The 26,304-nt window shown below is 66.4% G+C and carries 17 protein-coding genes and 1 pseudogene; 8 read left to right on the top strand and 10 right to left on the bottom strand.

Features of this window, described 5'->3' with window-relative positions:
• A pseudogene (locus AC5Y46_RS25395) lies at positions 1-452 on the bottom strand (hypothetical protein); the annotation flags it as partial.
• A 415-nt stretch (positions 453-867) separates the two neighbouring features.
• On the opposite strand from AC5Y46_RS25395, the gene AC5Y46_RS25400 reads away from it, so the two are divergent.
• The 4 genes from AC5Y46_RS25400 to iniC all read left to right on the top strand — a co-directional run bounded on the left by AC5Y46_RS25400 (position 868) and on the right by iniC (position 4,949).
• Positions 868-1,206 carry a hypothetical protein gene (locus tag AC5Y46_RS25400; RefSeq protein WP_499993688.1) on the top strand — a complete coding sequence of 113 codons (339 nt, stop codon included), beginning with the start codon at positions 868-870 and terminating at the stop codon, positions 1,204-1,206.
• The gene (locus AC5Y46_RS25405) at positions 1,203-1,508 is read left to right on the top strand and encodes a hypothetical protein (RefSeq protein ID WP_499993690.1); all 306 of its coding nucleotides are present in this window, start codon (positions 1,203-1,205) and stop codon (positions 1,506-1,508) included. Before AC5Y46_RS25400 ends, AC5Y46_RS25405 begins: the two co-directional genes overlap by 4 nt.
• 106 nt (positions 1,509-1,614) lie before the next feature.
• Positions 1,615-3,459: a dynamin family protein gene (locus AC5Y46_RS25410; RefSeq protein ID WP_499946943.1), complete on the top strand. Its 1,845-nt coding sequence runs from the start codon at positions 1,615-1,617 to the stop codon at positions 3,457-3,459.
• The gene (iniC, locus tag AC5Y46_RS25415; protein WP_499993691.1) at positions 3,456-4,949 is read left to right on the top strand and encodes an isoniazid-induced dynamin-like GTPase IniC; all 1,494 of its coding nucleotides are present in this window, start codon (positions 3,456-3,458) and stop codon (positions 4,947-4,949) included. Before AC5Y46_RS25410 ends, iniC begins: the two co-directional genes overlap by 4 nt.
• 2 nt (positions 4,950-4,951) lie before the next feature.
• On the opposite strand, the gene AC5Y46_RS25420 is transcribed toward iniC, so the two are convergent.
• The 8 genes from AC5Y46_RS25420 to AC5Y46_RS25455 form a co-directional block, all read right to left on the bottom strand.
• Complete coding sequence (locus AC5Y46_RS25420) at positions 4,952-6,748, bottom strand: Hsp70 family protein (protein WP_499993693.1); 1,797 nt, start codon at positions 6,746-6,748, stop codon at positions 4,952-4,954.
• An 82-nt stretch (positions 6,749-6,830) separates the two neighbouring features.
• Positions 6,831-7,346, bottom strand: coding sequence for an oligopeptide transporter substrate-binding protein (locus AC5Y46_RS25425; RefSeq protein WP_499946946.1), 516 nt, complete (start codon positions 7,344-7,346; stop codon positions 6,831-6,833).
• Positions 7,347-7,420: 74 nt separating this feature from the next.
• Positions 7,421-8,191, bottom strand: a complete 771-nt coding sequence (locus AC5Y46_RS25430; RefSeq protein WP_499946947.1) for a hypothetical protein — start codon at positions 8,189-8,191, stop codon at positions 7,421-7,423.
• Positions 8,192-8,218: 27 nt separating this feature from the next.
• Entirely contained in the window at positions 8,219-8,791 is a 573-nt protein-coding gene (locus tag AC5Y46_RS25435) for a hypothetical protein (protein WP_499946948.1), read from the bottom strand.
• Positions 8,792-8,894: 103 nt separating this feature from the next.
• Positions 8,895-10,322, bottom strand: coding sequence for an amino acid permease (locus AC5Y46_RS25440; protein ID WP_499946949.1), 1,428 nt, complete (start codon positions 10,320-10,322; stop codon positions 8,895-8,897).
• An 85-nt stretch (positions 10,323-10,407) separates the two neighbouring features.
• Entirely contained in the window at positions 10,408-11,088 is a 681-nt protein-coding gene (locus AC5Y46_RS25445) for an enoyl-CoA hydratase-related protein (protein ID WP_499946950.1), read from the bottom strand.
• Complete coding sequence (locus AC5Y46_RS25450) at positions 11,085-11,735, bottom strand: TetR/AcrR family transcriptional regulator (RefSeq protein WP_499946951.1); 651 nt, start codon at positions 11,733-11,735, stop codon at positions 11,085-11,087. The genes AC5Y46_RS25445 and AC5Y46_RS25450 overlap by 4 nt, the downstream gene beginning before the upstream one ends.
• Positions 11,736-11,807: 72 nt before the next feature.
• On the bottom strand, positions 11,808-12,503 hold the full coding sequence (locus AC5Y46_RS25455) for a YoaK family protein (RefSeq protein ID WP_499946953.1): 696 nt from the start codon (positions 12,501-12,503) through the stop codon (positions 11,808-11,810).
• Positions 12,504-12,830: 327 nt separating this feature from the next.
• Between AC5Y46_RS25455 and dnaK the strand changes: the two genes are divergently transcribed.
• From dnaK to AC5Y46_RS25475, 4 genes are read left to right on the top strand one after another with little or no spacing between them, the layout of a single operon-like run.
• A complete protein-coding gene (dnaK, locus tag AC5Y46_RS25460) occupies positions 12,831-14,702 on the top strand; it encodes a molecular chaperone DnaK (protein WP_499946954.1) in 1,872 nt (623 codons plus the stop codon).
• A 49-nt stretch (positions 14,703-14,751) separates the two neighbouring features.
• Positions 14,752-15,381, top strand: coding sequence for a nucleotide exchange factor GrpE (gene grpE / locus AC5Y46_RS25465; protein WP_499946955.1), 630 nt, complete (start codon positions 14,752-14,754; stop codon positions 15,379-15,381).
• A 36-nt stretch (positions 15,382-15,417) separates the two neighbouring features.
• A complete protein-coding gene (dnaJ, locus tag AC5Y46_RS25470; protein ID WP_499946956.1) occupies positions 15,418-16,590 on the top strand; it encodes a molecular chaperone DnaJ in 1,173 nt (390 codons plus the stop codon).
• Positions 16,587-16,970: a heat shock protein transcriptional repressor HspR gene (locus tag AC5Y46_RS25475; protein ID WP_499946957.1), complete on the top strand. Its 384-nt coding sequence runs from the start codon at positions 16,587-16,589 to the stop codon at positions 16,968-16,970. Before dnaJ ends, AC5Y46_RS25475 begins: the two co-directional genes overlap by 4 nt.
• Before the next feature lie 5 nt (positions 16,971-16,975).
• Here AC5Y46_RS25475 and AC5Y46_RS25480 read toward each other — a convergent pair.
• The coding region (locus AC5Y46_RS25480; RefSeq protein WP_499993697.1) for a PPE family protein at positions 16,976-26,304 on the bottom strand (9,329 nt) is incomplete at its 5' end.

Here is a 26,304-nt window from a genome sequence, read left to right on the forward strand (position 1 = left end):
GTGGTGCGGTCGGCGGTCAGGCCGGTGGTGTGATCGGCGGTCAGGCCGGTGGTGTGATCGGTGGTCAGGTCGGCGGTGCTGTTGGCGCTGGTGGTCAGGTCGGTGGCGCTGTTGGTGGCCAGGTTGGTGGCGCGCTCGGCGGGGGACTTGGCGGTGGCATCGGCGCCGGTGTCAATGCTGGTGGCGCGATCGGTGGCGGCGTTGCCGCGGGCGGTCAGGTCGGCGGCGCTGTGGGTGCACAGGCCGCCGCGGGCGTGGGTGGCCAGGCCGCCGTCGGCGCGGGTGCCCACGCCGGGATCGCCGGGCAGGCCGGCCTCGCTGGCCAAGCCGGGCTCGCTGGCCAAGCCGGGCTCGCTGGCCAAGCCGGCCTCGCTGGGCAAGCTGGCCTTGCCGGGCAGGCAGGCCTCGCTGGCCAAGCCGGCCTCGCTGGCCAAGCCGGGCTCGCCGGACAAGCCGGTCTCGCCGGGCAGGCCGGCCTCGCGGGACAGGCCGGGCTAGCCAGTCAAGCGGGCGTCGCCAGTCAGGCTCAAATCGCCAGTCAGGCGGGAATCGCCGGCCAGGCGGGTATTGCCAGCCAGGCCGCTTTCGGCGGACAAGCCGCTGCCGCCCAACCCGCGCTCATTGCCAGCGAAGGTGCCGCACTGCACGGCGCAGCCACCCCGCACGTGGGCGGCCCGCTGGGCGGTGTCGGCGTGAGTGGCCAGTCCGGTGCCGCCGGCGGCGCCGGGATCGGTATCGGTGGGAATGCTCCCCTGAGTAACCAGCCGAACCCCCAGCCAGCTGCGGTTTCAGCGGGAGCGGGGGCAGGCGCCGGCGCCCACACGGGGCCGGGCGGCGCTGCGGGCGCCGGCAGCGGCACAGTGACCGGTGGACCTGCCGGCGGCGCAACCGCCCCGGGCACCCACGTCCCGGCAGCGGGCGGGCACGGCGACATCCTCGGTCAGGAAGGCACGACACTCGGTGGTGGCGCAGGTGCAGGTGCAGGTGCAGGTGCAGGTGCAGGTGCAGGTGCAGGTGCCGGAGCAGGCGCAGGTGCCGGAGCGGGGACCGGTGCCGGCGCTGGAACGGGCGCAGGCGCCGGAAGCCACACTCCGGGTGACCACGGCCCAACCTTCCCCTCCGGCCAAGGCCCGGTCATCCAGACCGGCGGTGGTGCCGGCACCGGTGGCGCGGGGACCACGACCCCGGGCGGCCACGGACCCGTGATCCAGACGCCCGGCGGCGCAGCGGGCACGGGCGACGCCGGCCACGGCGGGACCAACCCGCCGGTGATCAATGCACCGGCGCCGCACACCCCGACGCCGCAAACGGAGACCCCGACCCCATCGCACGCCCCGGGCGGCGACCACGGGCCGGTGTTCACTCCGCAGCAGCACGAACCCGTCCAGCAGCCGACACATCACGAGCCGCAGAGCCCGTCGGTGTTCGGTCACGAGCCCGCCGGACACACGCCGCCGACGCACACGGAGACGCCGGCCTCGCACGGTCCGGCCGACCACGGGTTCTGATTCGCGAAACACGTCCGAGAACCGGCGGGGACCTTCGTGGTCCCCGCCGGTTTGTCCGCATACCGTGATCTGACAGAGCACGCGACCAAGAAAGTGGGGCAGCGCGGTGACGCAAGCCGATGACCCGCGGCGGGTCGGCGTGATCGTCGAACTGATCGACCACACCATCGCGATCGCCGAGCTACATGAACGCAGCGATCTGGTGCAGCGGCTGCGGCAGGCCCGCGAGCGGATCATCGACCCGCGGATCCGGGTGGTGATCGCCGGGCAGCTCAAACAGGGCAAGAGCCAACTGCTCAACTCGCTGCTCAACATGCCGGTGGCCCGCGTCGGCGACGACGAAGCCACGGTGGTCATCACGATCGTCAGCCATAGCGCCCAGCCGTCGGCCCGGCTCGTCGTCAAAGCGGGACCCAACGGCGAAACGGCCACCGTCGACATCCCCGTCGACGACATCAACACAGATCTACGGCGGGCGCCCCAAGCCGCGGGGCGCGAGGTGTTGCGGGTCGAGATCGGTGCGCCCAGTCCGCTGTTACAGGGCGGATTGTCGTTCATCGACAGCCCCGGCGTGGGCGGTCACGGGCAGCCGCACCTGTCGGCGACCCTCGGGCTGCTACCCGACGCCGACGCGATGCTGATGGTCAGCGACACCAGCCAGGAATTCACCGAACCGGAGATGTGGTTCGTGCGCAAGGCGCACCAGATTTGTCCCGTCGGGGTGGTGATAGCCACCAAGACCGACCTGTATCCGCACTGGCGCCAGATCGTCAACACCAACGCCAACCACTTGCAGCGCGCGCGGGTGCCGATGCCGATCATCCCGGTGTCGTCGCTGCTGCGCAGCCACGCCGTCAGCCTCAACGACAAGGAACTCAACGACGAGTCGAACTTCCCGTCGATCATCAAGTTCCTGAGTGAGAAGGTCCTCACCCGCGAGACCGATCGGGTGCGCGACGAGGTGCTGAACGAAATACGTTCCGCCGCAGAGCAATTGACGATTGCCGCGGGCTCGGAACTGTCCGCTGTCAACGACCCGTCACTGCGCGACCGGCTCGCCGAAGACCTGGCCCGGCGCAAGAAGGAAGCCCAGGACGCACTCGAACAGACCGCTCTGTGGCAGCAGGTACTCAACGACGGCTTCACCGACTTGAGCAACGATGTCGACCACGACCTGCGCGCGCGGTTTCGTGCCCTGACCGACGACATCGAGCGACACATCGATTCGGTGGATCCGACGCTGCACTGGGCCGAGATAGGCACCGACGCCGAGGACGCGGTCGCTACCGCCGTCGGGGACAACTTCGTCTGGGCGTACCAGCGCGCCGAAATTCTGGCGCTCGACGTCGCGAAATCCTTCGCCGACGCGGGCCTGAATTCGATCATGTCGCCCGAGCTGACCTCGCGGTTGATGGGCGGCAACTTCGGTGAGCTCAAAGCGCTGGCGGAGTTGGAAGCCAAGCCGCAGGGCAAGGGTCAGAAGGCGCTGTCCGGTCTGCGGGGTTCCTACGGCGGGGTGGTGATGATCGGCATGCTGTCCTCGGTTGCCGGTCTGGGACTGTTCAACCCGGTGTCGGTGGGAGCCGGCCTACTGCTGGGCCGGATGGCCTACAAGGAGGAAAAGCAGGCACGAGTGTTGCGGGCTCGCGCCGAAGCCAAAGCCAACGTGCGACGGTTCGTGGACGAGGTTTCCTTCGTGGTGGGCAAGGAGTCGCGCGACCGGCTCAAGACGATTCACCGCACGCTGCGCGACCACTACCGCGATATCGCCGTCGAACTCACCCGCTCGCTCAACGAGTCACTGCAAGCCACCGTCGCCGCTGCGCACCTGGAGGACGTCGAACGCGACACCCGAGTCCGCGAACTCGAGCGACAGTTGAACATCCTCAACCAGGTCACCGACAACTTGAACAAGTTGCGCAAGCCACCGGTCATGCTAGGTAAAACGTGAGCACCAGCGATCGGGTCCGCGCGATCCTGGGCGGAACCATCCAGGCCTATCGGGGCGAACCGGCCTATCGGCAGCGTCCCGACGTGTTCTACGAATTGGACCGCATCGGTGCGCGGCTCAACGAGCCCATCCGCATCGCGCTGGCCGGCACCCTCAAAGCCGGCAAGTCGACATTGGTCAACGCCTTGGTTGGGGACGACATCGCGCCGACGGACGCGACGGAGGCCACCCGGATCGTGACGTGGTTCCGGCACGGGCCGACCCCGAAGGTCACTGCCAACCACCGCGGCGGCCGGCGTAGCAACGTGCCGATCACGCACCGCGACGGGCTGAGCTTCGACCTGCGCAGGCTCGACCCCGCCGATGTGGTGGACCTGGACGTCGAGTGGCCGGCCGAAGAGTTGGCGCAGGCCACCATCATCGACACCCCCGGCACGTCGTCGCTGACCCGGGAGGCTTCCGAGCGCACGCTGCGACTGCTGGTCCCGGCAGACGGAGTGCCCCGGGTGGATGCGGTGGTGTTCCTGCTGCGCACCCTCAATGCCCCCGATATCGCGCTGCTCAGGCAGATCGGCGGGCTGGTGGGCGGGTCGGCGGGCGCGCTGGGCATCATCGGGGTGGCTTCGCGGGCCGACGAGATCGGCGCGGGCCGCATCGACGCGATGCTGTCGGCAAACGACGTCGCCAAGAGGTTCACCAGTGAACTCACCCAGACGGGCATCTGCCAAGCGGTGGTCCCGGTGTCCGGGCTACTCGCCATGACCGCCCGCACGCTACGGCAGGGAGAGTTCGTCGCACTGCAGAAACTGGCCGCCTCCGACGCCACCGAACTCAACAAGGCGCTTTTGAGCGTGGACCGTTTCGTGCGGCCGGACAGCCCATTGCCCATCGACGCGGCCATTCGCGCCCAGCTACTGGAACGGTTCGGCATGTTCGGCATCCGGATCTCGATCGCCGTGCTGGCCGCCGGTGTCACCAGCGCGGCCGCGTTGGCTACCGAGCTGCTGGAGCGCAGCGGGTTGGTGGCGCTGCGCAACGTGATCGACCAACAGTTCGCGCAGCGTTCGGACATGCTCAAGGCGCACACCGCTCTGGTGTCGTTGCGCAGGTTCGTCGAAGCGCACCCGGTCATGGCCACCCCGTACGTGATCGCCGACATCGACCCACTGCTCGCCGATACACACGCGTTCGAAGAACTACGTTTGCTGAGCCTATTGCCTTCGCGCACAACAACTTTGAAAGAAGACGACATCGCGGCGCTGCGCCGCATGATCGGAGGTTCGGGCACCCACCCGGCCAGCAGGCTGGGTGTGGATCCGCAAGAGTACGCGACCAACCCGCAGGAAGCCTCGCGCGCGGCGTTCGCCGCGGCACAGTACTGGCGCCGTCGCGCCGAGCATCCGCTCAACGATCCGTTCACCAGCAGGGCATGTCGCGCCGCGGTGCGCAGCGCCGAGGCGATGCTCGCCGAATTCTCCGCGCGGCGCTGAGGTCAGCCCCCGGGCGCCGCGGTGGTCGGCGGACTGGGTGCCGCGCTGGTGGTCGGTGGTGGCCGCTGCGTCGTGGTCGGGGGCGCCGTGGTGGTCTGCGGATTAGTGGTGGTCGGCCGGGTCGTGGTCGGTTGCGTGGTCGTGGAGGTCGGCTGAGTCGTCGTGGTGGTCGACGTCGTGGAGGTCGTTGACGGGGTGGACGACGTGGTTGTCGGTGCGGTGGTGGTTGTGCTGACCGGGACCTCCGTGGTCACGGTGACCGGAGGCGGAGTGACCACCGCCTCGGTCGGCAGGCCGTCCGCTCCGGTGGTGCTGATGGTGGTGGGCGGTGGCTGCGACGTGGTGACGACCGGCCTCGTCTCGGTCTTGCCGACGGTGAGCGCCAGCACCAGGGCAAGCAGGATGGCCGCAGCCGCTCCGAACAGGCTCAGCAGAATGGCCGGGCGCCGGTACCACGGGGGGAGATCGGGCTCGTCGGCGTAGCGCTCTGTGTGGGCGCCGGTGTACGGCGGAGCTGGGGTGGCGTCGACCGGGCTGGTGTAGTCCGCGGGACCGGCGTAGGGGACGGGTTCTTCACCGGTGCCGCTGTCTTCGGACCAGGCCAGGGCGCGGTCGGTGCCCTGGGCGTCCCCGGGGAAGGCTTCGGTGGGAACCGCCCCGGTGGGTTCGGTCGTCGGCGCGGTCGGTGACGCCATGGTGGCCGCACCCGCGGCACCCGCTGCAGCGGCGGCCGCAGCTCCGACGGCGGGAGCAAGACCCGTGGCAGCCCCCGCCGACGCTGCCTGCTGCGCGCCGAGTACCGCTGCCCCGACGGCGGCGCTGAACAACGGTTGCGGCGCGGTCAGCACCGGCACCTGCAGGCGCTCGGCCAGTCGCGCGGCGACCAGCGGGATCTGGGCACCCCCGCCGACGGCGGCGACCGCGGTCAGGTTGGCAATGCCGTTGCGGTGCAACACTTCTCCGACAGCGTCGAGGAACCGATCCAACGGTGCGGAGATGAGTTGTTCGAAGTCGCTGCGGGAAAGGTGCTGAGTCCCACCGGGATTGCCCGTCGCGATGGTCGTCACCGTCGTCGCAGAGAGCTGTTCCTTGGCGGCCCGGCAGCTGCCTAACAGGCGCGTCACCGATCCCATCGACGTCGCCGTGACGGAAGTGTTGGTGGTGTCGACCCCCGGGGCGATGGTCAGCAAATGGTTCAGGATGAGCTGATCGATGTCGTCGCCGGAGAACTCGCTGAAGCGCACCGTGCTGCCCACCTGGTCGAACGGGGGCCCGGCGTTGGCCAGGGTGATGCTGGTGCCGCCGGCGCCGAAATCGCACAGCGCGACGACACCGTCGCGCGGAAACCCGGGCTCGGCGGCCAGCGCGGTCAACGCGGCGGTGGCATCGGAGACCAGCGCCGGGCGGCCGCCGTTGGCCGTCAGATCCGGTTGCGCGAACAGTTCCTGGCGCAACGCGGCGACCTGGTTCTGCGACCAGTAGGCCGGGACGGCGACGGTGATCGGTGTGCCGTAGCCGACAGAGCGCGCCATCGCCTCGAGCGCCTCGATGGTCAGCGCCTGGCCGAGGTATTTGGTGCCGTCGGCGGCGACCAGTGGTGCGACATCGCCGACCCGCTCGACGAATCCGCGTAACACCAGTCCCGGCGCGGTGAGATTCGAGTTCTCCTCGGGCAGGCCGACTTCGGATTGCCGGTTTTCGAACAGCGTCAACACGGGGGTGCGAGAAATCGGAGCGCTACCCGAGCGTGCCGCGACCAGGTTGGCCACCCCGATCGACAACCCGAGCGACTCGCTCATATCCACACCCCTGTGTCCCTCGTGTTGCTGGCGGTCGACGGCCGTTCCCCACCATAGCCGTCGCCGATTCGGCGGGGACCGGTCACAGGCCGGGCGGCAAGTTGATGACGGTGGGCATCGACGGCAGCTTGATCTCTGACGGCAGTCGAGGGATCAGACCGGGTGCTGGGGAATTCGCCGGCGTGGTGGTCGGGGAGGCGGACGTGGTGGTTGTCGGCGTCGTGGACGTGGACGTCTCCGGGCTCGTGGCCGTCGTCGTAGTAGTCGTGGTCGTAGTCGTTGTTGTGGTGGTCGTAGTCGTTGTGGTGGTTGTTGTCGTGGTCGTCGTCGGCGCCGTGGTGGTGGTCGCAGGTGCCGTCGTCGAGATCCTGGTGGTGACCGTGACCGTGGCCGGACTCGGGCGGCCCTTGGACAGCAGGACGATGCCCCAGATGATCAGGCCGAGCAGCACGGCGATCAACACGCCCCAACCCACCAGGGCCGCCGGTTTGCGCCAACCGGGCGTCGGCTCGGGTTCCGGCGGCGGCCCGTCGTAGCCGTAACTGCCGTGGACGGTCGGGTCGTTGGCGCCATAGTCCGGCGGGTCGTACCTGGTCACGGCCGCCGATGCTAGCCGTCACGGCTTACCGCGATTTGCAGCCACGCGGGCCCGTTGCCGATCGGTGACCTGGCTCAGGGCAGCTTGGGCACCGTGATGGTAGGCCCGCCCGGGATCGTGATCGTCGACGGCAGCGGCGGCAGCTGCGGTAGCTGCGGGAGGCGATGGGTCGGTTGCTGAGTCGGCGTCTGGGCCGGGGGCTGGCTCCTGGGCGGGTTGGGTGCGGGAGCGGGAGCTTCGCTGGTGGTACTCGGCTCTGTGGTGGTCGACTCGGTGGTCGTCGTGGTGGTTGTGGTCGACTCACTGGTCGTCGTGGTGGTGCTGGTCGTCGTCGACGTGCTGCTCGGGGCCGGGCTGGGGCTGGTGCCGCCGCCGAACAGCTGGCTCACGCCGTAGCCGATCAGGGCGAGCAGTACCAGCACCAGCAGTGCCCACAGGATGAGCATCACGGGCTTGCGATACCACGGCCGGTTGTCGGCGTCGGGATCTTCAGGGTCGGTGAACTGCTCGGGCGGGACGCCCTCGACGGTCGGTTGATACATCAGGGACGGATCGCCCGGCTGGTAGGGATCGCCCTGCTGGTAGGGGCCCGACGGCGGAGGGCCTTCCACGGTCGGCTGGTGCATCAGCGACGGGTCTTGCGGCGCATACGGATCCGGCGGTGGACCCTGCACCGTCGGCTGGTGCTGCGGGGGCGGACCGTAGGGTCCGCCGGGGGGCGGGCCCTGCTGAGTCGGACCCTGGTAGCCGGGTGGTGGACCGCCCGAGGGCGGCCCTTGCGGCGGAGTTGCGCCGTATTGGGTCGGCTGCTCGTTGAAGTCGTCCGGTGGGCCGTAGCGTGCCACGAGTCGATGGTATAGGTCGCGGGCCGGTCAGAACGTGCTGACCTTGTCGATACTGACGAACATCCCGTGCCGGGTGCCGTTGTTCTCGAAGCGCGTGCCGTCCTGCGTGGCGACGATGGTCCAGCCCTGCGCGTCGTAGGTCTTGTATTCGATGGTCACGGTGGGGATCGCCCCGAGATTTCCCAGGATCCATTGCACGTTGCCGGCCGCGGTGATGTGCACACCGTTGGTGTGCTCACCTTCCTGGATCGGGGAGTTGGTGAACGGCGCCTCGCAGCCGACGCTCTCCTTGTTGATCTGGCAGCGCGTCATGCCGGACTTGGTCTCGATGAACACGTAACCGTTCTCGTCGGGCTTGAGCGGGATGGCACCGGGTGTGGAAGTTGGGTTCGGCCCGGGATTGATCGGCGGCAGCGCGACGGGTGTCGACGTGCCGGCCGGCGGCGGCGCGATCGAAGGCCGCGGCGTCGGGAACGCCGGTTCGGTCGGTCCGTGCCCGCCCGGGGCGGCGATCGGTCGGCCGTCGATGGTCGAACTGCATCCGGCAACGAGCACGGCGACGGCCAGCAGCCCCAACCGTGCCTTCGGCAACAACCGCACGCGCGACTCCCCGGATCTGGAAACGACAGGAAGTCAGATTATGCGCGTGAGCCCGCAAGGTGCTGCGGCGACGCGCTTTTGGAACGGCGCCGTTGGCAAAGTGTTACCCCGGTTCGGAGAGCTGCTCCGGGGAAGCGGCAGCGGCGCGCACCCGGTTGCGGACCAGGAACCAGCCGCCGATCAATGCGGGTATGCCGAACGCCATCGCGGCCAGCATCCACCGGCCGTAGACCTCGTCGAACATCATCAGGACCAGCACGGCTGCCAGGAACGCCAGCGTCACGTACCCGGTGTAGGGCGACAGTGGCATGCGGAACGCCGGGCGCTGCACCTCCCCGGCATTAGCCAGGTGGTGAAAACGCAGCTGGCAGGCGACGATCGTCGCCCACGCCACGATCACTCCGGTCGCCGCGATGTGCAGCACGATCTCGAACGCGTGCTTCGGGGTGACCGCATTGAGCCCGATGCCGAACAGGCCGATCCCGGCGGTGAGCAGAATGCCGCCGTACGGCACCCCGTTCTTGCTCATTACGCCGGTGAATTTCGGGCCGCTGCCGTTGATCGCCATCGACCGCAGGATCCGGCCGGTGGAATACAAACCGGCGTTCAGGCTCGACAGGGCGGCGGTGAGCACCACCAGGTTCATCAGGTCGTCGCCCCAGGACAGGCCGAGCTTGTCGAAGAACGTCACGAACGGGCTCACCCCGTCCTGGTAGGCGGTGTAGGGCAGCAGCAGCGCCAGCAGGACGGTCGAGCCGATGTAGAAGACCGCGATCCGGAACACCACCGAGTTGATCGCACGCGGCATGATCCGCTCCGGGTCCTCGGTCTCTCCGGCCGCGATGCCCACCAATTCGACTGCGGCATAAGCAAATACCACGCCCGCGGTGACCAGTACCAGGGACAGCACGCCCGTCGGCAACAGGCCTCCATGATCGCTCCACAGGCTCCAGCCGGTGTCGCGGCCTTCGATCTTGAATCGGCCGGCTAGGAAGACGGTGCCGACGACGAGAAACGTCACCAGCGCCAGCACCTTGATCAGCGCGGCCCAGAACTCCAGCTCACCGAAGAGCTTGACCGAGATCAGGTTCATCGACAGCACCACGATCAGCGCGACCAGTGCCAGAGTCCACTGCGGGATGGGTTGGAACACCTTCCAGTAGCGGCAGTACTGCGCAATGGCGGTGGTGTCGACGATGCCGGTCATCGCCCAGTTGAGGAAGTACATCCAGCCGGCCGCGTAGGCCATCTTCTCGCCGAAGAACTCCCGCGCGTAGGACACGAAGGATCCCGACGACGGCCGATGCAGCACCAGCTCGCCGAGCGCGCGCAGGATCAGGAAGACGAAGAGGCCGCAGATGCCGAACACGATGAAGAGCCCGGGCCCGGCCGAGGCGAGCCGCCCGCCGGCGCCCAGGAAGAGGCCGGTGCCGATCGCGCCGCCCAGCGCGATCATCTGCAGCTGACGGTTCTTCAGGGCCTTGTGATACCCGGCGTCTTCGCGGCCGAGCGCACTGTCGGACGGTGTCATCCAGGTCCTTATCGCCGTAGCTTGGGGGAACGCCGCGAGAATCGGATGTCAGGCTATCTCACCGGCGTCCCGCCGGCCTGTCTTGTTACCCAGGCCGCACCGCTGAGCTGTTTGTCGCGGTGAGCGCGGCGGTGGCCTGCGCGAACATGGTCTGTTTGATGGCCCCCAGGGTGCCGCGATCCTTACCGGCGAGGGGCCGCAGCATTTCCACCGCCGCGGCTGTCACCTCCGCCTCGTCCGCAGTGGCGTCGACGATCCCGAGGGCGGCGGCGTCGGTGCCACCGAAGCGGCGGCCGGTCGTCATCGAGGCCACCGCAGCCGGCGGAGTCAGTTTGGCTTGGATCAGTGCCGCCATGCCAGGAGTGAACGGAATGTGAATGTCTACCTCGGGAAAACAGAAGAAGCCGCGGTCGGCCCGCATCACCCGGAAATCGTGCGCGACGGCTAACATCGCGCCGGCGCCGAACGCGTGCCCGACGACCGCCGCGGCGGTCGGCATCGGCAGCGTCAGCACGCGCGCAAGCAGACCCTGGACCCGTTCGACATACTGCTGGGTCTGCTCGGCATGCGCGACCAGCCAGTCCAAGTCCAGGCCGTTGGTATAGAACTTGCCGGACGCGGTGGTCACCAGACCGTGCGCGCCGCTTGTTTCGATGTCGTCGAGGTGGGCGTTGATGTCGTCGAGAAAGCCGGGTGAGAAGCGATTTTCGTCGTCGCCGAGGTCGAGGACAGCGATCTTCTCGTCGTAGGTCAAGGTGATGGTCATGATGTCCTTTCGGGTCTAGGAGTTGGTTTTGGAGGCTCGGTTCTAAGCACGGCGTGCACCGCGGCGCGCAGTTGCTCGCGCGCCGTTTTGTCGTGTAACCGGTTGCGGCGCAGCAGGATTGCCGTCGGAAGATCGACGATGCACATGGTGATGGTGTCCACCGCCGCGGCGTCTTTGCGGTTCCAGACCCGGCGGGCGAGCTCGATCATCAATCCGATCAAGGCCGACTCGACATCGCGAAGCTGAGCTGCGAGCTTGTCGGGTAGCTCAGGATCCAACAGTTCGTCGCGCGGCAGTGTCAGAAGCAGGTGACATGAGTTCGGGTGCTGAGCGGCGAAGACGGCGGGTGCGTCAGCGGCGGCCGCCACCGCGGCGATGCCGACGTCTGGCCCCGAGGTGGAGGAGGCCGCCGAGATCGCGTCGTCCACCAACGCCTGTTGCGTGTCGAGGAAACGACGGCCGGCCCGCAGCCAGGCCTGAGCCAGTAACCCGGCTCGTGATCCGAAGCTGTGATACAGCGCGCCGTTGGAGACGCCGGTCGCGGCACTGATACCCCGGATGGTCACCGCGGCCGGACCGGACTGCACGGCCAGCGCCTCCGCGGCATCCAGCACGCGGTCCGGGTCGTGCTCGCGAGGGCGGGGCATGAAAACACAATAACAGAGCAATTGCTCTGTTATTGTTGCACGAGCGTGGACCCGGGTCGGGTAGATACAGTCCTAGGCGGCCACCGGCTCGACCGTCGCCACCCGGGGCCGGCGGGTGCGGCTGAGTGCGACGTTGACACATCCCATGATCAGGCAGATCACGGCCGGTACGACGAGTGCGTATCCGTCGAACTTGGCCCCGGCCACCAGGCCGGCGACCGCGCCGGTGAGGAACAGCAGCAGGGTCGTGGCCAGGATCGCGGCCTTCCACTTGTCGAAGCCGTGCTCACGGCTGCGGCCCAGCATCAACCCGAGGTCGGTGACGGTGCCGGTGAAGTGGGTAGTGCGGACCGCCATCCCGCGGAAGCTGGAGGTCAGGCCGTTCTGCAAACCGAGGGCCGCCGCTGCGAACAGCCCCTGGACGGCGGTCTCCTCGATCCCGAAGATGGCGATCTCGTTCTTGTCCGCGGTGACTCCGGCGGCGGCGGCCAACAGCAGGATGGCTTCGATGGCCAACACGGCGGCGTGGCGCCTGGCCAGCGGCATCCGGCTGGACGAGAGCAGCGTGCCGGCCACCGCGGCGCCTAGCAGGAACCCCAGCAGGATCGCGCCCAGGACGTGGCTTTCGTAGCGCCACGGGTGCGCGGTGTCCATGCCGATCTGGGTGGTGACACCGGTGAGGTTGCCGACCGGAACCGCCAGGGTGAGGATCGCTACCGCGTTCACCCAACCCGCATTCAGCGCGAGCACGGCGCTGTAGGCCAGCATTCTTCCTTGCGCGGACAGGCCGCTTCTGCGTGTTCGTTCCCCCGGCGCCATCTGCTCGACACCCACTCCCGCCATTCGAACCGACCCCGTCAAATATATAAGCACCAGATTGACCGGTAATTCCGTCGAACTGACCGATCTCATAGAGAGCGCATACCGCGCCCCCGGGAACAAACCCCGCGCCTACACCGTTAGCATGATCGACAAGTTGAGTGAGGCACACTCAAGTCTGAGTTGACAGGCACATGGCGGCCGGAGCAGTCTTGAGCGGGGTTCACTCAGCATAGTGCAACAAGCAGAAGCTCTACAGATTCAGGAGGAATCACTATGGCTCGTGCGGTCGGCATCGACCTCGGGACCACCAACTCCGTCGTCGCAGTTCTGGAGGGTGGCGACCCCGTCGTCGTCGCAAACTCCGAGGGCTCGCGGACGACCCCGTCTGTCGTCGCGTTCGCGCGTAACGGCGAAGTGCTGGTGGGTCAGCCCGCCAAGAACCAGGCGGTGACCAACGTCGACCGCACCATTCGTTCGGTCAAGCGCGAAATCGGCACGGACTGGTCCGTGGATATCGATGGCAAGAAATACACCGCTCCGGAGATCAGCGCTCGCGTGCTGCAGAAGCTGAAGCGCGACGCCGAGGCTTACCTGGGTGAGGACATCGCGGACGCGGTGATCACCGTTCCCGCCTACTTCAACGACGCTCAGCGTCAGGCGACCAAGGACGCCGGCCAGATCGCCGGCCTCAACGTGCTGCGCATCGTCAACGAACCGACCGCGGCCGCGCTGGCCTACGGCCTGGACAAGGGCGAGAAAGAGCAGACCATTCTGGTTTTCGACCTCGGCGGCGGCACCTTCGACGTCTCGCTGCTCGAGATCGGCGAGGGTGTGGTCGAGGTGCGTGCCACCAGCGGTGACAACCACCTCGGCGGCGACGACTGGGACCAGCGCGTCGTGGACTGGCTGGTGGAGAAGTTCAAGGGCACCAGCGGCATCGACCTGACCAAGGACAAGATGGCCATGCAGCGGCTGCGTGAGGCCGCCGAGAAGGCCAAGATCGAGCTGTCCAGCTCGCAGAGCACCTCGATCAACCTGCCCTACATCACCGTCGACGCCGACAAGAACCCGCTGTTCCTCGACGAGCAGCTGACCCGGGCCGAGTTCCAGCGCATCACCCAGGACCTGCTGGACCGCACCCGCAAGCCGTTCCAGTCGGTCATCGCCGACGCCGGCATCTCGGTGGGCGACATCGACCACGTGGTGCTGGTGGGCGGTTCCACCCGCATGCCTGCGGTGACCGACCTGGTCAAGGAGATGACCGGTGGCAAGGAGCCCAACAAGGGCGTCAACCCCGACGAGGTCGTGGCCGTGGGTGCCGCGCTGCAGGCGGGTGTACTCAAGGGCGAGGTGAAAGACGTTCTGCTGCTTGACGTCACGCCGCTGAGCCTGGGCATCGAGACCAAGGGTGGGGTGATGACCAAGCTCATCGAGCGCAACACCACCATCCCGACCAAGCGCTCGGAGACCTTCACCACCGCCGACGACAACCAGCCGTCGGTGCAGATCCAGGTCTTCCAGGGTGAGCGTGAGATCGCGGCGCACAACAAGCTGTTGGGCAGCTTCGAGCTGACCGGTATCGCACCGGCCCCGCGCGGTGTTCCGCAGATCGAGGTCACCTTTGACATCGACGCCAACGGCATCGTGCACGTCACCGCCAAGGACAAGGGCACCGGCAAGGAGAACACCATCCGCATCCAGGAAGGTTCGGGCATCTCCAAGGAGGAGATCGACCGGATGATCAAGGATGCCGAGGCGCACGCGGACGAAGACCGCAAGCGTCGCGAGGAAGCCGACGTCCGCAACCAGGCCGAGACGCTGGTCTACCAGACGGAGAAGTTCGTCAAAGAGCAACGTGAGGCCGAGGGTGGGTCGAAGGTTCCTGAGGACACGCTGAGCAAGGTGGAAGCCGCTGTGGCAGAAGCCAAGTCGGCGCTGGGTGGCGATGACATCTCCGCGATCAAGTCGGCGATGGAGAAGCTGGGCCAGGAGTCCCAGGCGCTGGGACAGGCCATCTACGAGGCCGCCCAGGCCGAAGGTGCCGCCGCCGGCGGTCAGCCCGGTGGTGGTTTCGACCAGACCGCGGGGGCCGACGACGTGGTGGACGCGGAGGTGGTCGACGACGACCAGGAGCGGCGCCAGTGAGCGCGCGCCGCGACGATGCAGAACGGAGTGATGAGGAGGAGCGGCGCCAGTGAGCGACGGAACTCAAAACCACGCACAAGAACCGGTGACGGTCACCGACAGACGGCGGATCGATCCCGAGACAGGTGAAGTACGGCAGGCCCCTCCCGGTCCAGCACCGGGAGGGGGTGCCTTCGCCGGCGAGAGCCCGGAGGAAGCCGACAAGGCGGCCGAGTTGCTCCAGGACCTGCAGCGCGTGCAGGCCGACTTCGCCAACTACCGCAAGCGGGCGCTGCGCGACCAGCAGGCCGCGAAGGACCGGGCCAAGGCCGACGTGGTCGGTCAATTCCTGGGCATCCTCGACGATCTCGACCGCGCACGGCAGCACGGCGACCTGGAGTCGGGTCCGATGAAGGCGGTCGCCGACAAGCTGACGGGCGTGCTGGGCGGGTTGGGCCTGACCGCGTTCGGGGCCGAGGGCGAGGACTTCGACCCCGCACTGCATGAAGCCGTGCAGCACGAAGGCGACGGCGGACCGGGTTCCAAGCCGGTGATCGGCACCGTCATGAGGCAGGGCTACCTGCTCGGCGAACAGGTGCTGCGGCACGCCATGGTCGGCGTCGTCGACACCGTCGCCGGCGCGGGTTCGGAAACCGGACCTGCCGACACGAGCGATAACGCCGACGACTCCGGTGTTTAGGACAGAATCGATACGAAGGTAAGGAGGTGACGCGACATGGCTCAGCGTGAGTGGGTCGAGAAGGACTTCTACAAGGAGCTTGGCGTCTCCTCCGATGCCGATGCCAAAGAGATCAAGACGGCCTACCGCAAGTTGGCTTCGGATCTGCATCCGGACAAGAACCCCGCCGGGGCCGAGCGGTTCAAGGCGGTCTCGGAGGCCTACAGCGTTCTGTCCGACGAAGCCAAGCGCAAGGAATACGACGAGACCCGCCGGCTGTTCGCCGGCGGAGGCTTCGGTGGCCGTCGGTTCGACACGGGTGGGTTCGGCGGCTTCGGCGGAGGCGGGGACGGCGCCGAGTTCAATCTGAACGACTTGTTCGACGCCGCCGGCCGGTCCGGCGGCGCCAACATCGGCGACCTGTTCGGCGGCCTGTTCGGGCGGGGTGGCAGCACCCGTCCCAGCCGGCCCCGGCGCGGCAAGGACCTGGAGACCGAGACGGAACTGGATTTCGTCGAGGCCGCCAGGGGCGTCGCGATGCCGCTGCGGTTGACCAGCCCGGCCCCGTGCACCAACTGCCACGGCAGCGGCGCACGCCCGGGCACCAGCCCGAAGGTGTGTCCGAACTGCAACGGCGCCGGCGTCATCAACCGCAACCAGGGTGCGTTCGGCTTCTCCGAGCCGTGCACCGAATGCCGGGGCAGCGGCTCGATCATCGAGCACCCGTGCGAGGAGTGCAAAGGCACCGGGGTCACGACTCGGACCCGCACCATCAACGTGCGCATCCCACCCGGCGTCGACGACGGTCAGCGCATCCGGCTGGCCGGGCAGGGCGAAGCCGGGTTGCGGGGCGCTCCGTCCGGTGACCTGTACGTGACCGTGCATGTGCGGCCGGACAAGGTCTTCGGCCGCGACGGCGACGACCTGACCGTGACCGTACCCGTCAGCTTCACCGAATTGGCTTTGGGCTCAACGCTTTCGGTGCCCACGCTGGACGGCAAGGTCGGCGTCCGGGTGCCCAAGGGCACCGCCGACGGCCGCATCCTGCGGGTGCGTGGCCGGGGTGTGCCCAAGCGCAGCGGTGGCAGCGGCGACCTGCTGGTCACCGTGAAGGTCGCGGTCCCGTCGAATCTGGAAGGTGCCGCGCAGGAGGCGCTGGAAGCCTACGCGGCGGCCGAGCGGTCCAGCGGGTTCGACCCCAGAGCCGGATGGGCAGGGAATCGACCATGAACTCGAAGAACCCCGACCGGGAATCGTCGCGCACGTTCTTGATCTCGGTGGCCGCCGAGCTGGCCGGTATGCATGCGCAGACGTTGCGCACCTACGACCGGCTCGGCCTGGTCCGGCCGCAGCGCACCGCCGGCGGCGGACGTCGGTACTCCGAGCACGACGTGGACCTGCTGCGTGAGGTGCAGCGACTGTCCCAGGACGAGGGCGTCAACCTCGCCGGCATCAAACGCATCATCGAGCTGACCAACCAGGTCGACGCGCTGCAGTCGCGGCTCTCGGAGTTGGCCGAGGAAGTGGCGGTGTTGCGGGCCAACCAGCGTCGCGAGGTCGCGGTGGTGCCCAAGAGCCGGGCGCTGGTCGTCTGGCAACCCCGCCGCTAGAGGCGTCAGGGCGTGTTGTCCCCGAAGAATCCCGCCAACTCGCTGCCGAAGTTCCCGACACCGGACACGAACGCCTGAGTCATCAGGTCGAGCATGCTGGTGTTGTAGAAGCCGGACATGAAGTTGCCCAGGTTCGCCCAGCCCGATTCGAAGGCGCCGACGTTCTGCAGACCGGAGACATTCACGCCGCCGCTGTTGAACATCCCGGACACCTGGCTGAACACGTTGCCGATGCCCGACACCGCGCCGTTGGCGGCGTTGAGCATGCCCGATGCGCCGCCCGCCCCGGAGTTGAAGAAGCCCGACGACGGGGCGCTGCCGGAGTTGAAGAAGCCGGGGCTGCCGCGCCACTCGAAGCCGAACGTGAACGGCCCGACCAGCCCGTTGCCGAGCATGTTGATCGGGTTTTCGAAGTTGAAGACCAGTGGCGTCTCCGGGTTGAGCACCGACGGGTCGATGGTGAAGGGGCCCAGGGTTTCGGTGGTGATGGGGATCGCCGGCAGCGTGCCGCTCAGGACGCATCCCACGAACGGGATGTAGAGGAAGCAGACGGTGATCTCCAGGCTGATCGGTATCTCGAACTGCGAGATGGTGAACATGTCCTGGGTGATGGCGTTGATGGTGCCTTGGATCGGGATCTGGATGTCGGCGGCCAGGTTGTAGTCCCACGGGATGCCCGGGATGGTGGTCTGGTAGGCGAAGCCGCCCAGACCCTGATAGTCGCCTCGCCAGAAGAACCCGTTGCTGTAGTTGCCGCCGTTGAAGGCGCCGGTGTTGAAGTTGCCGTAGTTGGCCCATCCGGTATTGGAGTTGCCGACGTTGAAGTCACCGGAGTTGTAGTCGCCGGGGTTGAAGCTGCCGGTGTTGTAGCTGCCCGGGTTGAACGCGCCGGTGTTGGTGTTGCCGGTGTTGAAGAAGCCGGTGTTGTAGTTGCCCGAGTTTCCGATTCCGGTGTTGACCAGGCCGGTGTTGAAGAAGCCCGAGTTGACCAGACCGGTGTTGCCGATGCCGGTGTTGAAGCGGCCGGAGTTCCCGATGCCCCAGTTGCCCTCGCCGGAGTTGAAGAAGCCGACGTTGTTGGTGCCGGAGTTGAACAGGCCGAAGTTGCCGGTGCCGGAGTTGAAGCCGCCGAACCCGGTCTGGGCGTTGCCGACGAGTCCGATGCCGATGTTGCCGTCGCCGGTGTTGCCGAAGCCGATGTTGCCGGTACCGGTGTTGCCGAAGCCGATGTTGAAGTTGCCGGTGTTGCCGAAGCCGATGTTCTGCAGCGCCGCGGTGAGCGCGGGACCGGAGTTGCCGAAGCCCCAGTTCCCGGTGCCGAAGTTGGCGGGGCCGAAGTTGTAGTCGCCGATGTTGCCGAAGCCCCAGTTGAAGCTGCCGAGGTTGGCGCTGCCGAAGTTGAGGCCGCCGATGTTGGCGTTGCCGATGTTGAAATCGCCGAGGTTGGCGCTGCCGATGTTCCAGATGCCGAGGTTGGCCAGACCGGCGCTGAAGGTGGTGGCGTCGGGTCCGTTCTGGAACCAGCCGGCCAGGTTGGTGCCGAGGTTCTGCCAGCCGGAGACGCTCGCCGGTGTCCCGACACCGGTGTTGAGGAAACCGGAGATGGCGTTGCCGAGGTTGTCGAAGCCGGACTGCAGCGAACCGTAGTTGAAGAACCCGGAGTTGCCGAGTAGCCCGGTGGCGAAGTTGAACATCCCGGAGTTGCTGCCGAAGTTCTGGAACCCGGACGCAAGGCCACTGCCCCAGTTGAAGAAGCCCGAGGACGGCAGCGGGGTGAGGTTGCCGATGCCCGGCATCGGGCGCAGGTCGAGCAGCGGGAGATAGGCGGGCCCGGCGCCGAACAGGCCCAGCGCGTGGATGACGGTGGAGCCGTCGGGGTTGCCGATGTTGATGTTGATCGCGGGCTGGGCGCCGAAGTTGATGGTGATCGGGGTGGTGGGCGGGGCGCCCGGGCCGCCGCCGTGGATGTTGATCGGGCCGATCGGGGCGATGACCGTGCCGGACAGGATGGCCAGGTCCAGGGTGCCTCTGGCGTCGATCCGCGGGATGTTGATGGCCGGGACGCTGATGTCGGTGATGGTGCCGGTGATCGGGATGTTGATCGGCACGTCGACGGTGAGCCAGCCGTTGACGCGCTCGGCGAGGATCGTGTAATTGGCTGCCAGCAGGCCCTGCCCGTCGGCCCGCCAGAAGAAGCCGTTGTTCATGCTGCCGGTCATGAAGCCGCCGGTGCCGAAGTTGCCGGCGTTGGCGATGCCGGTGTTGTAGTCGCCGGTGTTGTAGAACCCGGTGTTGGTGCTGCCGGTGTTGCCGATGCCGGTGTTCAGGGTGCCGAGGTTGAACATGCCGGTGTTGTAGTCGCCGGGGTTGGCCATGCCGGAGTTGAAGTTGCCGGTGTTGAACAGGCCGGAGTTGAAGAAACCGGCATTGCCGATACCGGTGTTGTTGGTGCCGGTGTTGCCGATGCCCCAGTTTCCGGTGCCCGAGTTCCCGATGCCGACGTTGCCGGTTCCGGAGTTGAAGAAGCCGATGTTGAAGCTGCCGGAATTGGTGCCGCCGATGCCGATCTGGTTGTCGCCGGACAGGCCGATGCCGAATCCGCCGGTGCCCATGTTGCCGATGCCGAAGTTGCCGGTGCCGGAGTTGAAGAAGCCGCTGTTGCCGGTGCCGGAGTTGAACATGCCGGTGTTGGACGTGCCGGAGTTGAAGAAGCCGGTGTTGCCCGCGCCCGAGGTGAGCGAGCCGAATCCGCTGAGCCCGTTGCCGGTGAGCCCGATGCCGATGTTGTTGTCGCCGGTGTTGAAGAAGCCGATGTTGTTGTTGCCGGTGTTGGCGAAGCCCTGGTTGAGGCTGCCGGCGTTGGAGAAGCCGAAGTTGTTGTCGCCCAGGTTGAACAGGCCCATGTTGTTCAAGCCGAAGTTCAGCGGGCCGAAGCCGATCTGGCCGTCGCCGGTCAATCCGATGCCGATGTTGTTGTTGCCGGTGTTGCCGAACCCGAAGTTGCCGTCACCGGTGTTGCCGATGCCGAAGTTGCCGTCGCCGATGTTGCCGAAGCCGATGTTGTTCAGTGCCGCGGTCAGTCCGGGACCGGCGTTGCCGAACCCGATGTTGCCGCTGCCGATGTTGCCGAAGCCGATGTTGAGGTCGCCCAGGTTGCCGAAGCCGAAGTTCTGGCTGCCGAGGTTGGCGCTGCCCAGGTTGAAGTCGCCGATGTTGGCGTTGCCCAGGTTCAGCCGGCCCAGGTCGGCCAGTCCGGCGTTGAAGATCGTCCCGGCCGGGTCGTTGAACAGGCCGGCCAGATCGGTGCCGACGTTGTAGAGGCCGGACAGGTGCGCCGGTGTCGCCAGGTTGGCGGTGGCGGTGTTGTAGAAGCCCGAGACGGTGTTGCCGAGGTTGGCCCAGCCCGAGGTGAGCGTGCCGAGGTTCTGGAACCCCGAGACCGACGTGCTCGTCGCGTTCCACCAGCCGGACAGGTTGGCACCCATGTTCCCGAACCCGGAGACGCTGCCGGGTCCGGTGTTGAAGAAGCCCGACGACGGGACGGCGGTGGTGTTGCCGAAGCCGGGCGCCGGCGGGATGTCGAGGAAGACGATGCGGATCGGGCCGAGCCCGCTGCGGATCTGGATCGGAATGTTCGTCGAGCCGTCGGGATTGCCGATGTTGACGTCGATCTTGGGCAGGGTGCCGCTGATGCTCGGGATGGTGATCGGGCCGACGCTGAAGTTGGTGATGGCGATCGCGTTGATGGTGATGCGCGGGAAGGTGAAGCCGTTGACCAGCAGGGTGCCCAGATCCACCTTGATCGGGATGTTGATGGGGATGTTGATGTCGAAGTTGAGCACCGGGAACTCGGGGATGCTGAACTCGGCGTGAGCGCCGAACAGGCCCTGGTAGTCCGCCCGCCAGAACATGCCGTTGCTGTAGTTGCCGCCGTTGAAGAACCCGGTGTTGACGTTGCCGGAGTTGCCGCTGCCGGTGTTGTAGTCGCCGGTGTTGAAGTCGCCGGTGTTGTAGTCACCGACGTTGAAGTTGCCGGTGTTGAAGTTGCCGGTGTTGTCCATTCCGGTGTTGTAGTTACCGGGGTTGGACATGCCGGTGTTGGTGGAGCCCGCGTTGAACAGCCCGGTGTTGTAGGTGCCCGCGTTCGCGATGCCGGTGTTGCCGGTGCCCGGGTTCCACATGCCCCAGTTCCCGACGCCGGAGTTGGCGATGCCCTGGTTGCCGGTGCCGGAGTTGAACAGCCCGACGTTGCCGGTGCCGGAGTTGAAGAAACCGACGTTGTTGGTGCCCGAGTTGAACAGCCCGACGTTGCCGCTGCCGGAGTTCAGGGCGCCGAAGCCGATCTGTCCGTCACCTGTCAGACCGATGCCGATGTTGTTGGTGCCGGTGTTGCCGAAACCGATGTTGAGGCTTCCGTTGTTGCCGAAGCCCCGGTTGAAGTTGCCCAGGTTGCCCAGGCCGAAGTTGCCGAAGCCCAGGTTACCCGAGCCGACGTTGTTGCTGCCGAGGTTGCCGGAGAAGACGTTGTTGTCGCCGATGTTGCCGAAACCGAAGTTGCCGTTGCCGATGTTGCCGAAGCCGAAGTTGTTGTTGCCGACGTTGCCGTCACCGATGTTGCCGAACCCGAGGTTGGCGGCGCCGATGTTGGCGACCGGGTTGTTGTTGAAGAACCCGGCGATGTCGTTGCCGATGTTCGCCAGGCCGGAGACGTTTCCGGGGTTGACCAGGCCCAGCGTGCTGGTGTTGAACCAGCCCGAGACGGTGTTGCCGAAGTTCGACATGCCCGAGAGCAGGTCGCCGAAGTTCTGGTACCCCGACAACCCCAGCAGCCCGGAGGCGGTGTTGAAGAAGCCGGAGATGTTGCCGCCGACGTTTCCGAAACCGGACGAGGTGCCGGTGCCGGAGTTGAAGAACCCGGAGGACGGCAGGCCGGTGGTGTTGAGGAAGCCGGGCCGCGCCGGGATGTCGACGAACGGGATCTGGATGGGCAGCAGGGTGCCGTTTCCGACGATGTTGATCAGCGGCGGTCCCGGCGGCAGGCTGCCGGCGCCGACGTTGACGGTGATCGCGGGCAGGCCGATCGAGATGTTCGGGATGAAGAACGAGTTGACCGTGACCAACCTGGCGGTGATGCCGCCGAAGAAGGTCGCGTCGACGGTCATCGACGGGATCCGGAAGCCCTGGACGTTGAGGATGCCCAGGGTTCCCGTGATCGGGATGTTGAGGTGGATCGGCACGTTCAGCTTGATCGGGATGCCGGTGTCGGGAATGGACTCGGTGTAGCTGAAGCCGTACAGGCCCTGGTAGTCGCCGCGCCACAGGACGCCGTTGTTGTAGTTGCCGGCGTTGAAGAAGCCGGTGTTGACGTTGCCGTTGTTGCCCGCGCCGGTGTTGTAGTTGCCGCCGTTGAGCCAGCCGGTGTTGTAGTTGCCGGTGTTGAAGCTCAGGGTGTTGAAGTTGCCGGCGTTGAAGTTGCCGGAGTTGTAGTGGCCGGCGTTACCGAAGCCGGTGTTAACGTTGCCGGGGTTGAAGAATCCGGTGTTGATGTCGCCGGCGTTGAAGAAGCCGGTGTTGGTGACGCCGGCGTTGCCGATGCCCCAGTTTCCGGTGCCGGAGTTGCCGATGCCGGTGTTGCCGCTACCGGAGTTGAACAGCCCGACGTTGTTGGTCCCGGAGTTGAACAGGCCGCTGTTGCCGGTGCCGGAGTTCCACGACCCGAAACCGCTTTGGGCGTTGCCGGACAGCCCGACACCGGTGTTGTTGTCGCCGGTGTTGGCCAGGCCGATGTTGGTGTTGCCGGTGTTGGCGAAGCCCTGGTTGAAGCTGCCGGCGTTGCCGAAGCCGGCGTTCGAGCTGCCCAGGTTGGCGAAACCGATGTTGAGGTTGCCGAGGTTGCCCAGGCCGATGTTGCCGTCGCCGTAGTTGCCCAGGCCGAAGTTGGCCAAGCCGTTGTTGGCGAAGCCGACGTTGTTGTTGCCGATGTTGCCGAAGCCGATGTTGTTGTCCCCGACATTGCCGAAGCCGATGTTGTTGGACCCGGCGTTGCCCAGCCCGAGGTTGAACGTCGAGAATCCGGGCGGCGGCACCTGGCTGATGAACAGTCCCGCGAGGTTGGTGCCGACGTTGGACATGCCCGAGACGTTGGCCGGTGTGCCGAAGCCGGTGTTGAACAGGCCCGACACCGTGTCGCCGAGGTTGGACACACCCGACAGCAGCGAGCCGTAGTTCTTGAATCCCGATACTCCGCCCAGCAGCGAGAAGTTCTGCAGCCCGGAGATGTTCGCGCCGATATTCATGATGCCCGAGACGGTTCCGGGGCCGCCGTTGAAGAACCCCGACGACGGCAGCGTGGTGGCGTTGAAGAAGCCCGGGGTCGGCGGGATGTAGAACAGCGTGTAGTCGACCGGTCCGATGCTGGCGGTCGCCGGGATGAAGATCCGGGTCGTGGGGCTGCCGATGTTGAAATTGACCGCCGGGCCGGTGATCACGATCGGCGGGATGGTGAGGCTGTTGACCTTGCCGGTGGCGATCGGTACCGGGCCCAGCGAGATGTTCAGCCCGAAGTTCAGGTCCTGCATGGTGATGCCGCTGAACAGCGTGTTGGTGAACCCGGCGGTGATCGGGATGTCGATCGGCACGTCGATGGTGACGTGAGCGGGGATCTCGGGCACGTGGATGCGGTAGCCGGCGCTGATCAGACCGGAGCGGTCGCCGCGCCACAGGGAGCCGTTGTTCTCGTTGCCGGTGCTGAATGCGCCGGTGTTGATGTTGCCGGCGTTGGCGAAGCCGGTGTTGTAGTCGCCGGTGTTGGCCCAACCGGTGTTGTAGTCACCCCGGTTGGCGATGCCGGTGTTGGTGTTGCCGGTGTTGTACAGGCCGGTGTTGAAGTTGCCGACGTTGCCGACGCCGGTGTTGACCAGTCCGGTGTTGAACAGGCCCGTGTTGGTGGTGCCGGCGTTGCCGATGCCGGTGTTGAAGCTGCCGGAGTTGCCGATGCCCCAGTTGCCGTCGCCCGAGTTGCCGATGCCGATGTTGTTGGTGCCGGAGTTGCCGAAGCCGATGTTGCCGGTGCCGGAGTTGAAGCCGGCGAAGTTGATGCCCTGCTGGTTGTTTCCGGTGAGGCCGATCCCGATGTTGCCGTTTCCGGTGTTGCCGAAGCCGATGTTGCCGTCGCCGGTGTTGCCGAACCCGAAGTTGTTGCTACCCAGGTTGCCGAAACCGATGTTGTCCAGGACCGCCGTCAGACCCGGGCCGGCGTTGCCGAAGCCGAAGTTTCCGACGCCGACGTTGCCGCTGCCGAAGTTGCCACTGCCGAGGTTGCCGAAGCCGAAGTTATTGCTGCCGATGTTGCCGCTACCCAGGTTGAAGCTGCCGAGGTTGCCGTCGCCGAAGTTCAACTGGCCGAGGTTGGCCAGGCCGGCGTTGAACACCGTGCCGTTGGGGCCGTTGAACAGGCCCGAGACGTTGCTGCCGATGTTGAACAGGCCCGAGATGTTGGCCGGGGTCGCGAGGTTCAGCGCACTGGTGTTGTAGAAGCCGGAGACGGAGTTGCCCAGGTTGGCCCAGCCCGACGTCAACGAGCCGACGTTTTGGAAGCCGGACGCGCCGAGCGTCGCGGCGATGTTCGAGATGCCCGAAATGCCCGCGCCCAGGTTCTGGAAACCCGACGAGCCGCCGGCTCCGGTGTTGAAGAAGCCCGACGACGGGTTGGTGGTGGAGTTCCCGATCCCGGGTGCGGCGGGGATGTTCAGGAATGTGATGGTGCGGCTTTCCAGGGCCCCGGTGATGCTGATCGGCAGGTTGACTCCCGGTCCGCCGATGGTCAGCGTGACCAGCGGAGCGGTGATGGTCGAGGCACCCAGCGTGATGGGCCCGACGAAGAACAGCCCCTCGGGGGCGATGATCGGCACCGGCAGGTAGAAGGTCCTGGGGAAGATCGCTCCGGCTTCGGTCAGCGGGATCGTCATGCCGCCCAACGGCATGACGATGTTCACCGGAATCGTCATCGACATGTCGATCGGGATGTACGGGGTGGTGTACGACAGATCGATGGCGATCTGGCCCTGGTTGTCCAGCGCCTGGGAGAAGCCGTTGTTGAAGTTGCCGCTGTTCAGCAGGCCGGTGTTGACGTTGCCGGTGTTGAAGAACCCGGTGTTGGTGTTGCCCGGGTTGTAGCTGCCGGTGTTGGTGTTGCCGGCGTTGAAGTCGCCGGTGTTGAAGTTGCCGGCGTTGAAACCGCCGGTGTTGTAACTGCCGGTGTTGTAGAAGCCGGAGTTGAGGGCGCCGACGTTACCGAAGCCGGTGTTGTAGTCACCGGGGTTGTGGAATCCGGTGTTGCCGCTGCCGGGGTTCTCGAAGCCCCAGTTCCCGACGCCGGCGTTGAACAGGCCGACGTTGCCGGTGCCCGAGTTCCCGATGCCGATGTTGCCGGTGCCCGCGTTGAACAAGCCGAAGTTATTGGTTCCCGAGTTGAACAACCCGGTGTTGCCCAGACCGGAGTTCAGGGCGCCGATGCCGAACTGGCCGTCGCCGGTGAGGCCGATGCCGAAGCTGTTGTTTCCGGTGTTGCCGAAGCCGATGTTGTTGTTGCCGGTATTGGCGAAACCCTGGTTGAAGTTGCCGGCGTTGCCGAACCCGATGCTGTAGCTGCCGAGGTTGCCGAAACCGAAGTTGAAACTGCCGAGGTTGCCCGAGCCGATGTTGTTCAGGCCGATGTTCGCATTGCCGATGTTCAGCGAGCCGATATTGGCGCTACCGAAGTTCTGGCTGCCAATGTTTCCGCTACCGATTATGTTGCCGCTGCCGACATTTCCGCTGCCGAGAATGTTGAAGTCGCCGATATTGCCGCTGCCCAGAATGTTGCGGCTGCCGATATTGGCATTGGCGAGGATGTTCAGGGCGCCGTCGTTGGCCAGCCCGAGATTGAACGTCGACGGGCCGCCGAAGACGCCCGACATGTTGCTTCCGGTGTTGAACACACCCGAGACGAACGCCGGTGTCGTGATGGCGACCAGGCTGGAGTTCAGCAGGCCCGAGATGGTGTTGCCCGAGTTGATCAGACCCGACTGGAAGCCGCCGGTGTTGAACAAGCCCGAGTTGCCGACGGCCAGGACCGTCGGCGTGGTGTTGAGGATGCCGGAGTTGTTGGCGCCGGTGTTGAAGAACCCCGACGAGCTACCGAGTCCGCTGTTGAAGAATCCCGACGACGGAGTGCTGGTCGAGTTGAAGTAGCCCGGTCCGCTGGTGAAGAAGTGTCCCTGGTTGTCGCCGCGCCACAGGAATCCGTTGTTGTAGTTGCCGGTGTTGAACGCACCGGTGTTGACGTTGCCGGTGT

The organism is Mycobacterium sp. NGS59 (assembly GCF_059812345.1).